Below are 13,798 nucleotides of genomic sequence, written 5' to 3' on the forward strand. Positions count from 1 at the left end.
ACCAGCTCTCTGACGTACCTCATCTTTTTGAGAAAGGCTATAATGTCGATCGATAGATCGCAAGCAGCCCTTTCTCTAACACGCTCGGATTATCTTCTCAGCCAAAAGACTGGAAGAATTACGTATCTGCAATCACGTTTAACAGTGGACAATTGACAATTGTCCATAAGCGGGTTTAACTCCCCCACCTATTAGTTAGACAGTGGACAATCGACAGCAAAAACTTAGATTCAGATTTTCCCTGTTAACTATCAACTGTCAACTGTTTAAATCCCCATCCTCAAACCTCACTGTCAACTGTCAACTGTCAACTGTCAACTGTTTAATGGTGTTGCTTCAATTTATCTAGACGATGTAGATTGTAAAGCCTATTGCAAATAAAAGTCAACTAGATTGACTAACTTTTTTGCTTGATGACTGCAAATAATCTCTCAAAGCCTTAATATACAGGAGATTTTAGGCTAAATTTTGCTATCTACAGTTGTCTTTAATAAGAATAATTATAATAAAATTATTAAAATTTGTTTAAGAAAATTAGCTGAGTGACAACTTGGGCTTAAAATCCTTGTCGCAAGTAACTCTTGATTATTTTTTTCAATAAATACCATGAAGTCAATACCGCGTAAGTCTGTGAGACAGGGTTTAGTTTTGATTTTTCTGGCAATTGGCTCGATCGCTGCTAGCACTATTAGTTCTCAATTGCAACAAAGTCCTTGGCGATCCATGTTGCAACCGGAAAGTGCGATCGCCCAAACCCCCAGTCGCGAGTCCCAAGATGCGATCGTCCGCTGGAATGCTCTCACATTAGATATAATCCGTACCGAAAAAACCTCTCCGCCAATGGCAGCGCGCAATTTAGCGATGGTTCATGCTGCGATTTTCGATGCGGCAAATGCTGTCAGCAAAACTCACAAAGTATACAAAGTGCCAGTAGAAGCACCCGCCGGCGCCTCAGCCCAAGCAGCAGCAGTAGCAGCAGCACACCGCGTGTTAGCAAATTTGTACCCAAAACAAACAGCAACTTTAGATGCAGCAAAAACAGCATCTTTGGCAACAATAGCTGAAGGCAAATCAAAAACAGACGGCGTACAATTGGGGGAATTTGTAGCGAACAAAATCCTAGAATGGCGAAAAGATGACGGCGCGAATGCCGAGGTGACATATACTCCAGTTAATCAACCGGGCTACTGGCAGCCCATACCGCCAGAGTTGAAACCAGCATCCATGCCACACTGGAAAAATGTCAAACCTTTTGCCATGACAAAAGGTTCGCAGTTTCAGATAGCAAATATGCCAAGTTTGACAAGCGCAGAATATACGGCAGAGTTCAAGAAACTCAAAGAATTAGGAGCGAAAGATAGTAAAGTTAGAACGGCAGATCAAAGTGCGATCGCGAAATTCTGGCTAGACAGTGCAGGTACGATTACTCCCCCCGGACATTGGAATCAAATTGCTGCGGATATTGCTGTCCGTCGAGGTAATACTTTCGAGCAAAACGTGCGTCTATTTGCAGTATTGAATATTGCCCTTGCTGATGCCAGCATTATCGACGGCGATCAAAAATACACCTTCAATCGGTGGCGGCCTCTGACAGGAATTCAACAAGCAGATCGAGATGGGAATCCTGAAACAATAGCCGATGCAAACTGGACGCCGTTACTGAATACTCCATCTTCCCCTGCTTATGTTTCGGGACACAGTACCTTTAGCGGTGCAGCGGATGCAGTATTGACGGCTTTCTTTGGTGATAATGTGAGTTTTACAGCCGTCGCCGATCCTTCAGTCAATTTGCAGCCTCGGAATTTGAAAAGTTTTACAGAAGCTGCCCAGGAAGCCGGGATAAGTCGCGTTTATGGCGGTGCTCATTGGCCTTCGGATAATCGAGATGGGTTGAAGGCGGGGAGGAATTTGGGTAAGTACGTTATGGAGAAGTTTTAGACCAAAAACCCGGTTTCTCAGTAGACATCTGGCATAATTATTGTGGAACAGGCAGGATGCCTGTTCTTGATTGATGTAGAGTTGGTTTAAGGGCGATCGATACGGTCAATTTCCAATATTCCCAGGACATACATTTGTAAACTACGGCATTGACCGCATAGGTTTTGAGCCTGTGCGCGAATTATGGCTTTAACTTGTTGGGAAACAGCCATTCTAATTATCCTTGTAGTTGATTGATATTTTTATTTTTTAACCGCTGATGTAGGCGCTTCGCCTTCTTATTCGGTTTATAATATCGCATCGGTGCGTCGCCATCTACAATCTGTAAGTTCTATTGAATATCTTACAGCGACGCACCTACAGATTAAAGACTTGCGTAACTCCTAACTTCATTCCAACCGGATTAATTTAACCAACAAACTCATGATTTCTCCCTGTTCGGGTGTAATGATGATACGATCGTCCGGAATCGCGATCGGATGAGTCCAAAGCGCCACCTCTGCATACCGGGCCGCGTGTAATTGGTGGATGGTGCGGCGCACTCCCACGGGCGAACCGATGATGATGTGACGGACTGCTTCGCGCGAGCCCTCAAAGGTTTGGTTGGTTAAAACATTCGGCGATGTTTGGTTCGATGATGAATCTTGCAACATAGCTTTGATAATTTTGGATAGGTTTGATGCTTTGTCACGGTAAAACCGCGTACAATAACAAGTTGAAGAAAAGACAGCAATTCCCCTACAGCACAAGTGGCTTGGCTGGTGCTGTCTAATTTTTCTTAGGTTTAATCTAAATTAATTTAGGGTGGATGTCAATAAGTTTAGGCAAAACCCGAATAACTTAATATAAGTTAACAAACAGTCTATGGAAATCTCAGAAAGAGCAGATCGATCGCCCCTAATGCGACTGAGAGTTCAGCGGTTTATGACTCAAAAGCATCTAGCAGAAGCACTTGGCGTTACGGAAGCGACAGTCAGCAACTGGGAAGCGGGGCGATCTGTACCGAAGCTAACGCCTGTTCAGTACAAGAAGTTGCTGGAGATTCTGCAAATTACTTCTGCTGAATTACCTGACCAATTTGGTTATCCTAATGATGCTGATGGATAAATAAGTTGTAGATTGGATTTTTTAACCGCAGAGGGCGCAGAGAACGCAGAGTTAGAGAAGAGAGAGATTCATAATTTAGGCTGCTATTTTTGACCGAATACATAAAAGGTGGTGATATCGTTCCAAATTCCTTGCTGGGTTTGCAATGCTTCGATTTCTGCTTCAAATTCTGCTTTGGCTTGCGCTAATTGCTCGGTTGAAAGTGTTGATAATGGAGGCGGATATTGTCCGGGGGCGGGATGGGAATTTCCGGCCCACATTGCTTTTGCTTTTTCTAAGCTGATATAGCTGCCGTCTTGTTCTATTTTAATTTCTATTTGTTTAAATCCTGCTTGTTGAAGTAGGTTTCGACATTTTTCAACAGTGCCTGTGGGTTTGCTCATGTTGAAGGAAATGCCGTATTTTTCAGCTACTTTTTGCGTTACAACTCCGCCGACAAATGCGGTGTCGGCGAAGGCATGAATGCCGATGATTCCTCCTGGTTTGAGAAATGTGTGCCAGTGAGTCAGGGCGGCGTGCAGATCCGACATCCAAATGAAGGCTGAAGAGCAAAAAATGCGTGAAGCGAAGCTATCCCGTAGGGAATCGCAACTATCAACTGCCAACTCCAGATTTTCGGCATCCGCCAGCACAAATTCTGTATTGTTGAGATTTAATTTTTGAGCTTTGTTTCTGGCTACATCCAGCATTCCAGGCGAAATATCTACGCCAATAACTCGACCTTCAGATCCTACAATTTGAGCGGCTGCGATCGCCACATGACCTGTTCCCGTTGCAATGTCTAAAACCTGCTGACCATAACTAACTCGCCCGTATTCTACCAGACGGCGAGCAATTTGTAAATGCCAATCGCTATTGTCATAGGTTTGACTTCTGCGGGTATACAAATCTGCGATTTCTTGCTTGTATTTGTCTAACATTGCGATCGCCTATAGCCTTTCTCAAAAAGATGAGGTATGAATGACAGCTCATATAACTACTAAACTCAGAGGGCCCAAGCCCAACAACATACCTCATTTTTCTGATAACCGCCTACTTAACTTCAATCATTGCGTAAAGCCGCGATCGGATCTAAGCGCGCCGCATTCCGAGCAGGCAACACTCCAGCTAACAAGCCCACAGTAAAGGATAGCCCAAAACCGGCTGCGATCGACCATACTGAAATTACAAAGGGAAAACTAAATGCTGTCGCAGCCCCAAAGGCGATCGCAATTCCCAAGCCAATACCCGCCGTACCACCCACCGTCGAAACCAAAACCGATTCAGCCATGAATTGAATCAGAATCGCTGCATTAGTAGCACCTACCGCTTTCCGAATCCCGATTTCCTTAGTGCGCTCCACAACTGACACCAACATAATATTAGCAATCCCGATGCCGCCAACTACCAGCGAAATTCCGGCGATCGCCACCACCATCACCGTAAACAAACCTACCACATTGCTGAAAGTATTTACAATATCAACTTGATTGATTACTCGAAAATCATCCGGTTGTGGCGGATAAAGATTGTGGCGCAAACGCATGATATTTTCAACTTGAAATTGAGCATCAGCCAAATCCGATTCCCCCGTAGTTTGCAACCAAAAACCAGAGATCGCAATGCCAGCCAAAGAATTTCTACCCACAATCCGAGCTGACATATTTTTGAGGGGAATATACACGCGATCGTCCTGATCCGTACCCCCTACCGACCCCTTGGGTTCCATCACTCCAATGACTTTGTAACGCCCTCCCTGAATGCGAATATCAGCCGATAGGGCATTAGCACCGACCCCAAACAGGTCGTCTCGCACCTTAGAGCCGAGAACAACAACTGGTTCAGCAGCATTCAATTCATCCTCATTAAAAAACCGTCCTGCTTGAGGTTGAATGTTTTTGACATCGGGATAATTTAAATCAGTTCCTAATATAGAAGTAAATGAATTTTGCCCGCCATAAACAACTTGCACTTGGCGCTGCAAAAACGCCGAAATTGCCTTAACAGCGGGAGCTTGTTTGCCGATCGCCCTAGCGTCATCCCATGTCACAGTAGAAGCAGAACCACCACCCTGACTAACACCACCCGATCGCGAAGCACCAGACAAAACCAATAACACATTAGTACCCAAAGCCTTCAACTGTTCCTCGGTAGACTTTTGTACCCCCTGCCCCACCGAAGTAATCGCAATTACCGAAGATATGCCAATAATCACACCCAGCATCGTTAAACTGGTACGCAACTTATTATTCCACAGCGCCTCAGTCGCCATGAACATAATTTGAACGTTTGAGATTTTGTTAATAACTGGGGGAGTCTTTAATTTCATTTGGTAATGGGTAATAGCTAATTGGTGAGGATTAAGATTTTTTTTAACCGCAGAGAGCGCAGAGAGCGCAGAGGGAGAGAAGAGAGATAGGTAATAGCTAATTGGTGAGGATTAAGATTTTTTTAACCGCAGAGAGCGCAGAGAGCGCAGAGGGAGAGAAGAAAGAGCTCGATCTTAATTTTTCTCATTAACGCAAGCGACTTCCACCACCCGGTTGCAAACCTGGAATTCCACCCGATGATGGATTTTGAGATTTCGGCCGCAAGCCAGGGGGGAAACTAATAAACACTTTTTCATTTCCTTTCAAGCCCGATCGCACTTCCGTCTTATCATCAACCGTCATCCCCGTCTTAATCGGCACAAACAAAGGCTTTCCATCCTCACCACCAGTCACAAACACTCCCGTTTCCTTTTTTTGACGAACAATGGCCGCAGTCGGCACAACTAAAACATCCTTCAATTCACCCGCCTTAAACTCCAAATTCACATTCATGCCCGATCGCAATAGTTTTTTAGCATCATCAAGAATTGAAGCTTTTACCTCAAAACTGGTAACATTTTGCTGGACAATTGACTGAGGTGAAATTTGATTGACTTTCCCAGTAAAAGTCTTTCCTGTATAAGCATCAGCTTGAATAGACGCATTTTGCCCGAGGCGGATTTGGGCAATATTACTTTCGGCGACATTAGCCACAACCTGATTTTTGGAAGCCAAAGACAAAATCGAAGAAGAAGTCGCTGATGTCACTGCACTACCAGCCGTTGTAGGAGTCACAAAAGCCCCCGGATCGGCATATTTGCGAGTGACAGTACCGCTGAAAGGAGCCCGAATTTTTGTATCGTTAATCAGCGCTTCGACAGTTTGGAGACTGCCTTTGGCGGAGAGAACTTGAGCGCGGGCGATCGCAATTTCTTCTGGGCGAGCACCGGCTTGAATTAGTGCCAAAGCTTGCTGTTTTTGCTCCACTGCGGCCTCAGAAGCGGCGATATCTTCCGATCGCGCCCCCGATCGCACTCCGGCCAAAGCTTGCCGTTTTTGCTCAACAGCCGCCCGCCCCGCAGCGATATCTTCGGGCCGAGCACCAGCCTGAATTAGCGCCAAAGCTTGCTGTTTTTGTTCGACAGCCGCCCGCGCAGCAGCAATCTCTTCCGGGCGCGAACCAGATCGCAATAAAGCCAAAGCTTGTTGGGCTTGTCTGACTTGAGTTTGAGCGCGATCGCGCGCTGTGCGAGAATTATTTAATATTTGAAGTGCGATCGCCCCATCTGTGTAGAGTTCCTGATTGCGTTGAAAGTCTTCTTCTGCTTGCTGTTTGGCATATTCCGCATCCCTGAGTTTAGCTTCAGCTTGGGCAATATCTTCGGGGCGATTGCCCTTAAGCAATTTTTGGAGAGTGGCTTGTTGTTCCGCTAATTGTGCCTTTGCTGCTGCAATATCCTGACTGCGATTCCCGTTGAGCAATTTTTGGAGAGTTGCTTGTTGTTCGATTACTTGGGCTTGGGCGACAGCAATATCCTGAGTTCGATTACCGTTGAGCAATTTTTCGAGACTGGCTTGTTGTTCAGCTAATTGCGCCTTGGCTGCGGCAATATCTTCAGCCCGATTACCGTTGAGTAATTTTTGCAAATTGGCTTCGGCTGAGGCGAGTTGTCCGCGATTTTGGGTCAATTGCCCTTGAAGGTTGGAATCATCCATTTGGGCGAGAATTTGCCCTGTTTTAACGGTGTCTCCTTCCTTGACGAGTAAACTTTTGAGCACTCCTGAAGTTTTGGGGCTGACGTTAACGCTCCTTTCGGGTACTATTGTGCCATTTGCTGAAATTGCGATCGGCAAATTCACTCTTTCTACAGCAACGGTTTTTTCCTTGCGTCTGCTTTCGCGTTTCGATTTGACTGCGAGTTGGCTGTAAGCTGTGTAGCCGACTCCGGCAAGTAGGGAGGCAGCGAGGAGTCCGCTTAACCAGGGAGTCAGCCCTTTTTTAATCTGAAACTGCTTTAGGAAGTACATATAAATTTAGACCGATCGGGCGTCTGCTTCATTTTGACCGATCGGGAACCGAAAAGGTTCAATTTAAGTGGGATTTGAGTGCGATTCCCTACGGGATAGCTTCGCTTCACGGATTTTTGCGGTTGTGCTGTTGTGTCAGATTATTTTGGATAATAATGAAATCAGCTACGATCAATTGAGAATCTCGATCGATGAGGAACGCAGACATGAGCATTCAATTAGAGTTACCGCCGGAGTTAGAAAGTCAACTATCTACTGAAGCCTTACGACTAAACCTACCTTTATCTGAGTACATACTACGTGTTTTATCGATCAGAGAAGTTCTGAGTAACCCACCTAAAACTGGAGCAGAACTTGTTGCTTACTGGCAAAGTGAAGGAGTCATCAACTCACGACCTGATATTACCGATAGTCAATTATATGCTCGAAACCTGCGCCATCAGGCCGAAACACGGACATAAGAAACGCTATGTACCTTTTAGACACTGATGTTTTAATTGATATTCAACGAGGTCATGCACCTGCAATTGCTTGGTTTTCTAGTCTTTCAGACATACCTAGTATTCCCGGTTTTGTTGTCATGGAGCTAATCCAAGACTCTCAGAATATGCAGCAAGTTCGTAAAACTATTCAATTGGTTGCACCATTACCCATAATTTGGGCAACTGAAGCTGATTGTGCTTGTGCGTTGTCAAATTTCACAACTTACCATTTGTCAAACAGTCTCGGATTGCTTGATGCTTTGATTGCCGCCTGTGCTGTGGGACGAGGTTTAACGCTTTGTACATTTAATGTTAAACATTACCGAGTTGTCCCAAATCTTTTAACAGCACAGCCTTATCCACGTTAACCACAACCTAATCATTTCAGCACGAAGAGCAAACCGTCATGAACAGAAACGATTTGAACAGTACCTCTGGTACTAACTGGGAAGCCTTAGAATCAAGATCGGAAGAGAATATCGACTACTCAGATATTCCACCGCTGACAGATGAATTTTTTGCACGATCGACTTTACGCATTCCAGCAGATAAAGCTGACAATTTAGTTCAGCTCGATCCAGACGTGAAGCAGTGGTTTCAGTCTCAAGACTCACAGTATAAAGGTCTAATTAATAGGGTTTTACGCCAATATATAGAGAACAATAAAACTCAGCACTCAGCATAACCCTTATCGACCTCACATCGGGGTAGTCAAATCATATTGATTTTACCTGCCCGCCCTCAACACTTGTTCAGCAGTCAGTTTTAAGTCTGGGAAAGTTAGAGAGACGATGGTCTGATTTCCCCGAATCTGCTGAATTTGATATTCCCCATTCACTAAAGTGCAAATAGAAAGGGTGGGTTTTTTAGGCTTCCCAATGTGTTGAGTACCACCTAATCCTGCGTAGTCCGCAATCCAATATTCAGGAATACCTAAAACTGCGTAGTCTTCAACTTTACGAGAATAGTCATTTTGCCAGTTACTACTAACAACTTCCGCCACAAATTTAATCGAACTGCCCAGTGTTAGAATAGACTCACCAGACCAAAGCAGTTCTTTAGCAAGTTCATTTCGATCGACAACTGCAACATCAGGTCGAAATGCTGTCATACCAATATTTGAAGGGCGCAATAGTCCCCGCTGAAGGACAAACCAAGGTAAGCCTATTCCGTCTATCTGGACACATATTTTTGTGGTAATGAAGGCTGCAACCTCCTCATGGGGGCCTGTGGGTTCCAAGTCGAACACCTCTCCATCGATCAGCTCATAGCGATTATCGCCACCATAACGGGCGATAAACTCGTCAAAGCTGAGTGGTTTCTGTTGTATTGGTTCGTCGATCGCAATGGTCATAGCTCAACTTAGCCCAATCAATTCCTTTAGTCTATCAGATGGACAAACTGGTTAGATCGATCGAACTTTTGACAAGTTCGATCGCCTATTGCCTCCTTAACAAACAGCCGCAGCCACGCCCAACTCCTGAATCGCCGCCTCCGGGCCCACCAGAGAAACATAGGGTTCGATGAAGTATTTATGAGCAGCTTCGCGAGCTTCAGCAGCAGTAACTGCCGCAATTTCTGCTTGAAACTGCTCGTCAAATTTAATTCCCAATTCCAGGATTTCGTACCAACCTAAAACTTGGGCAATTTGGGAATTAGTTTGTTTTCCTAAAGCATATTGACCGAGCATTTTATTCTTACAAGCTTGCAATTCTTCTTCGCTTAGTTGGGTGTTGGCGAGTCGATCGACTTCTGTACGCAATCCTTCAAAAGCAGTCACCGTATTTTCGGGTGCTGTACCCATGTACGCTACAAACTGAGCCGTGTCCAGGCGCGTCGCGTAGAGTGCGGAAACATCGTAAGCCAAGCCCCGCTTTTCCCGCAATTCCACAAACAACCGGCTCGACAAACCGTTACCCAAATAGGTATTCAGTAACTTAATCGCTGCATAGTCGGGATTTTTGACCGAGGGCGCGAGGTAGCCCAGCATAATCACTGATTGCTGGGTATCTTGCGCCTTAGCCACGGATTTCGGGGAGGCTGTGAGGGGGGGGATGGTTAAAGTTGGGAGGGGTGTTAAAGGCGCTTTCCAGTCACCAAATGTACGATCGACAAGGGCGATCGCATCTTCGGTAGATATTCTGCCTGCTACCGAAATAACTACGTTGTCGGGACGGAAATAGGTTTTGTGGAACTGTTCGAGCTCGTTTCTGGTGAGCTTTGACATCGTAGCTTCCGTGCCCAAGGTGGAGAAAGCATAGGGATGTTCGTGATACATGGCGTGTCGCAATTGCTCGAAGGCGATCGCAAATGGTTGTTCTTGTTGCGATCGAATTGCCGATATTGCAATGCGGCGTTCGAGTTCGACTTCAGATTCGGGGAAAGTGGGCGATCGCAGCAATTCCCCCGCCAACTCCAAAATGTCCTGAAAATCGGCTGTTACCGTCTTCAAACTCACTAAAAAGTAATCGGTAGTCGAGTCCGTACTCAACCTCGCTCCTACCGATTCTACACGTTCGGCAATTTCTAGCGAAGACAGGCGATCGGTTCCCTTAGTCATTACCGCCGACAGCAAGTGACACAATCCTGCTTGTTCCGGCTGTACGCAGCGGCTGCCGGCGCGCAGGAATATCCTAGCTGCAATAATATCTGCTGCTGGATTTTCTGATGCTAAGACAACCATACCGTTGTCTAAAACCGTGCGCTGAATTTCATTTTTCATCATTAATTTAGTTGGTAATGGGAATCGGGAATGGGTAATATCATGTCCGGTAGATTGACCGCAATAACTAAGGTTTGTAGTGCGGACTTTAGTCCGCATAAGAGCGGACTAAAGTCCGCACTACGAACCGTTTTTGTTATAGTAATTTACCGGACACGATCTAATTAGGAAAAAGGTAATTGATAATTACTCGATCGCCATTTTGCTATTTTCCATTTACATTTTGTATGTTGTCAGATCGAGCAGAGCTTAACGCACGATAATACTCAATGTAACAAAATCTATCCGTAGGGTGCGGGCCAAACAGACAAAACACCGGACAAACCAAGATTTATCCGGTACCACAGATATTAAAATATTCACTCGCTTAACCATCAGACTGGTTTGATCGCTACAGCCGCGTAGCGTCGGGGTGAGAGATATTGTTGGGCTAGGCGCTGGAGATCTGATGGCTTAAATGACTGAATCCTGGTAGGATAGCTGAGCGCTAATTCGGCAGTCGCGATCGTACTGTAATATCCGTAAAGACCAGCTAACTGTCCCGGCGTTTCGAGGGAAAAAGCAAAGTCGTTGCACAGCAAACGCTTGCAGCGCATCAGTTCTGCCTCCGAAACCGGCTCAGATTGCAATTCCCAAAGCCGATCGCAAATTCGAGATTCCACCTCTTTTAGATCCTTGGCTTCCAACACAGCACTAATCGTAAACAAACTCGATTCCTGTTGTAACGAAAAAGAGCTTTCGATCGCCTGTACCAATTGTAATTCTTCCCGCAGTTCCCGGACTAAACGCGAACTCCGACCATCTGCGAGCAACACAGAGAGCAAATCCAAGCCGCAAGCACTTTGCAAGTGTTCAACTCCCGGCCCAGTCCAAGCCATCATCAGCCGTGCTTGTTCCAATCGGGGAAGACAGAGTTCCTGACGGCGAATTTCTACTAACGGCGGTTCGGCTTCGGCGACAAATTTAGGACAATCCCACCTGTCAGAAAACCGATCGAATACTTTCCCTGTAATATCTCTGGCTTCTTCTTCCTCAATTCCCCCAACTATCACCACAGTCATATTTTCCGGTTGATAGTGCGATCGATGAAAACACCGCATTTCGTGGGGAGTTCGCGACATCAGCAACTCTTCCGTACCGAGTACCGATCGCCTGTAGGGATGTTGCTGGTAGACTGTTTCCATCATTGCTTGGAAACCCACCCAATCGGGATCGTCTTGAGATTGGCGAATTTCTTCAAGCACCACATCTCGTTCCCGATCGAATTCCGAATCGGGGATAGAAGCACGCAGCAGCAATTCTGCCAGCGGCTGAGCCGTTTCTGCTAAATAATCTGCCCCAGCATTGACATAAAAATGGGCGTAGTCGTGACTTGTAGCTGCATTGGCGACACCGCCGCGATTTTCAATTACTTGGTCAAATTCTCCAGGGGCGATCGCATCCGTCCCTTTAAATATCATGTGTTCTAGAAAATGAGCCATTCCCGACCAAGAATCAGGCTCTTTCGTAGCGCCAGCCTTCACCCACACGTCTAGCGCAACCACCGGTGTGGCCGAAATCCGCTGGTGAATGACTGTTAACCCATTGTGCAGCTTCCAGACCTTGGCTGGGAACTCTAAAGCAGTGAGCAGTTGAGACAAGCTAGTTATTCTTAAACTTCAGTTAACTTCGGCTTCAACTATAGTAGCGCTTTACTGATGTGCGATCGGAATTAATTGATACAAAAGTCAGTTGTCAGTTGTCTGTGGGCTGTTGTCTGTCGGTTGTGGTCATTCAGCAAGTAATTTTTGCTTTTTTTTAAACAACCTTGAGCCTTAATTTATTACCATTTTTTCGTTCAAAAGTCAATAGGTTGCGCGGGATATTAATGAATCAGTCGGGAGAAAGAGGGAGTTATCAGAATATTTCCATAAATTAAAAGATGTAAGAACACAAAAGACATCGAGAGGAGAAACGACAGATGGTAGCTACCCTTGAAGATACCAAGCGCCAAGCAATCGGCATGAAATTAGCAGACATGAAAGCGCTGCAAAACTTGCTGATTGCAAACGAGCAATTGTTCATCAATTCCTGCAACGACTCCGAACTGTGCGATCGCTTCCGGGATATGCTGGAGGACGATCGCAAAAACCTAGGCGTTTTAGAAACCGTAATCATTCAATACGGCGTTCAATCCGAACCTAAAGAAACATTCACAAAAATGATCGAAGAAGTTCAGAAACTAATGAAAGGTTCTGAACTCACCCTGTTTGAAAAAGTATCCCAGCACGAACTGCTCAAACACAAACAAACAATGGCCGGCTTGTTAATTCACAAAGCCGCTCAAGTAGTCGGCGCAGACATCGAAGCTGCCATTGTTCCCCTCAACACAGTTAACTTTGAAAACCGCGCCCACCAAGAGCAACTCAAAGGAGTTATGGAAATCTTGGGAGTGCGCGAACTTACCGGAAAAGACCCCGATCGAGGCGTTTGGGCCCGCGTCCAAGATGCGATGGCGGCCATGAGTGGTATTATCGGCGGTGCAGTTACTCGCACCAAAGAAGAGATGAACATTACCGAAATCATCTCCATGGATCACCGCAAAGTCGATACCCTATTCATGGAAATCGAAAAAACCGACAATCCTCAAAAACTGCAAGAATTCTTCGGTCAACTTTACAAAGACTTAAGCGTTCATGCAGAAGCCGAAGAACAAATTGTGTATCCCGCAGTTCGCAGCTACTACAGCGATACCCAAGAACTGTATGACGAGCAAGCAGCAATGAAGCAGATGCTCGCCCAAATCAAGGCTCTCAACCCCAGTTCTTCTGATTTCAAAGCTCAAATCCAACAGCTCAAAAAAGCGGTTCAGGATCACGTTAAGGAAGAAGAAAACGATATGTTCCCTCAAATTCGCCGCAACCTGAGCGAAGCACAAATGGAACAAATGGCTACTCAATTCAAAGAAGCCAAGAGCACTATCCAGCAAGAAATGGCTGGCATTAGCTAATTGAGCAGCGAGCTAATTTCAATTCTAGCTAAAGCTAGAAAACAGCTAAACTGCAACCTATCAATCCCGCCACCAAGATGGCGGGATTACTATTTTAAAAAGCAGGAAAAAAGAAATACGCCAATTCAAATCTGAAGTGCAACAGTGTCTGATGTATGTCCATAGAATACTTCAAAAGGGGTTCGATAGTCAAGCGATTTCCTCGGTCGATTGTTAATCAAATCCACTGCCTTTTCTAACTCCT

At 45.5% G+C, this 13,798-nt stretch carries 15 protein-coding genes and 1 pseudogene; 7 read left to right on the forward strand and 9 right to left on the reverse strand.

From position 1 onward, the window contains the following. Positions 1 to 202: 202 nt before the first annotated feature. Positions 203 to 349, forward strand: coding sequence for a hypothetical protein (locus QZ918_RS17535; protein WP_293337142.1), 147 nt, complete (start codon positions 203 to 205; stop codon positions 347 to 349). 257 nt (positions 350 to 606) lie between these two features. Beyond that, entirely contained in the window at positions 607 to 1,938 is a 1,332-nt protein-coding gene (locus QZ918_RS17540; RefSeq protein ID WP_293337144.1) for a vanadium-dependent haloperoxidase, read from the forward strand. Between the two features lie 86 nt (positions 1,939 to 2,024). On the opposite strand, the gene QZ918_RS17545 is transcribed toward QZ918_RS17540, so the two are convergent. Further along, positions 2,025 to 2,150 (reverse strand): hypothetical protein, encoded by a 126-nt coding sequence (locus QZ918_RS17545; protein ID WP_293337146.1) that lies wholly within the window; start codon positions 2,148 to 2,150, stop codon positions 2,025 to 2,027. A gap of 177 nt (positions 2,151 to 2,327) precedes the next feature. Then, on the reverse strand, positions 2,328 to 2,591 hold the full coding sequence (locus QZ918_RS17550) for a hypothetical protein (protein WP_293337148.1): 264 nt from the start codon (positions 2,589 to 2,591) through the stop codon (positions 2,328 to 2,330). Between the two features lie 211 nt (positions 2,592 to 2,802). On the opposite strand from QZ918_RS17550, the gene QZ918_RS17555 reads away from it, so the two are divergent. Further along, on the forward strand, positions 2,803 to 3,045 hold the full coding sequence (locus QZ918_RS17555) for a helix-turn-helix domain-containing protein (RefSeq protein WP_293337150.1): 243 nt from the start codon (positions 2,803 to 2,805) through the stop codon (positions 3,043 to 3,045). 83 nt (positions 3,046 to 3,128) lie between these two features. Here the strand turns inward: QZ918_RS17555 and QZ918_RS17560 are convergent, their stop codons facing one another. The 3 genes from QZ918_RS17560 to QZ918_RS17570 form a co-directional block, all read right to left on the reverse strand. Further along, positions 3,129 to 3,965 carry a class I SAM-dependent methyltransferase gene (locus QZ918_RS17560; protein ID WP_293337152.1) on the reverse strand — a complete coding sequence of 279 codons (837 nt, stop codon included), beginning with the start codon at positions 3,963 to 3,965 and terminating at the stop codon, positions 3,129 to 3,131. A gap of 122 nt (positions 3,966 to 4,087) precedes the next feature. After that, entirely contained in the window at positions 4,088 to 5,353 is a 1,266-nt protein-coding gene (locus QZ918_RS17565; RefSeq protein WP_293337154.1) for an ABC transporter permease, read from the reverse strand. A gap of 187 nt (positions 5,354 to 5,540) precedes the next feature. After that, positions 5,541 to 7,361 carry an efflux RND transporter periplasmic adaptor subunit gene (locus tag QZ918_RS17570; protein ID WP_293337156.1) on the reverse strand — a complete coding sequence of 607 codons (1,821 nt, stop codon included), beginning with the start codon at positions 7,359 to 7,361 and terminating at the stop codon, positions 5,541 to 5,543. A gap of 67 nt (positions 7,362 to 7,428) precedes the next feature. Here QZ918_RS17570 and QZ918_RS17575 point away from each other — a divergent pair, with 67 nt between their 5' ends. The 3 genes from QZ918_RS17575 to QZ918_RS17585 all read left to right on the forward strand — a co-directional run bounded on the left by QZ918_RS17575 (position 7,429) and on the right by QZ918_RS17585 (position 8,528). Continuing rightward, positions 7,429 to 7,620, forward strand: a complete 192-nt coding sequence (locus QZ918_RS17575; protein WP_293337158.1) for a hypothetical protein — start codon at positions 7,429 to 7,431, stop codon at positions 7,618 to 7,620. A gap of 210 nt (positions 7,621 to 7,830) precedes the next feature. Next, complete coding sequence (locus QZ918_RS17580; RefSeq protein WP_293337160.1) at positions 7,831 to 8,211, forward strand: PIN domain-containing protein; 381 nt, start codon at positions 7,831 to 7,833, stop codon at positions 8,209 to 8,211. A 38-nt stretch (positions 8,212 to 8,249) separates the two neighbouring features. Beyond that, positions 8,250 to 8,528, forward strand: coding sequence for a BrnA antitoxin family protein (locus tag QZ918_RS17585; RefSeq protein ID WP_293337162.1), 279 nt, complete (start codon positions 8,250 to 8,252; stop codon positions 8,526 to 8,528). A 42-nt stretch (positions 8,529 to 8,570) separates the two neighbouring features. On the opposite strand, the gene QZ918_RS17590 is transcribed toward QZ918_RS17585, so the two are convergent. From QZ918_RS17590 to QZ918_RS17600, 3 genes are all read right to left on the reverse strand, one after another. Beyond that, the gene (locus QZ918_RS17590) at positions 8,571 to 9,197 is read right to left on the reverse strand and encodes a Uma2 family endonuclease (protein WP_293337164.1); all 627 of its coding nucleotides are present in this window, start codon (positions 9,195 to 9,197) and stop codon (positions 8,571 to 8,573) included. 96 nt (positions 9,198 to 9,293) lie between these two features. Continuing rightward, positions 9,294 to 10,565 carry a M16 family metallopeptidase gene (locus QZ918_RS17595; protein WP_293337172.1) on the reverse strand — a complete coding sequence of 424 codons (1,272 nt, stop codon included), beginning with the start codon at positions 10,563 to 10,565 and terminating at the stop codon, positions 9,294 to 9,296. Positions 10,566 to 10,939: 374 nt separating this feature from the next. Then, positions 10,940 to 12,205 (reverse strand): M16 family metallopeptidase, encoded by a 1,266-nt coding sequence (locus QZ918_RS17600; protein ID WP_293337166.1) that lies wholly within the window; start codon positions 12,203 to 12,205, stop codon positions 10,940 to 10,942. 320 nt (positions 12,206 to 12,525) lie between these two features. On the opposite strand from QZ918_RS17600, the gene QZ918_RS17605 reads away from it, so the two are divergent. Beyond that, a complete protein-coding gene (locus tag QZ918_RS17605; RefSeq protein WP_293337168.1) occupies positions 12,526 to 13,554 on the forward strand; it encodes a hemerythrin domain-containing protein in 1,029 nt (342 codons plus the stop codon). A gap of 125 nt (positions 13,555 to 13,679) precedes the next feature. Here QZ918_RS17605 and QZ918_RS17610 read toward each other — a convergent pair. Then, positions 13,680 to 13,798: pseudogene (locus tag QZ918_RS17610) on the reverse strand (IS30 family transposase); the annotation flags it as partial.

Source organism: Microcoleus sp. CAWBG58 (genome assembly GCF_020883045.1).
Lineage (GTDB): Bacteria > Cyanobacteriota > Cyanobacteriia > Cyanobacteriales > Microcoleaceae > Microcoleus.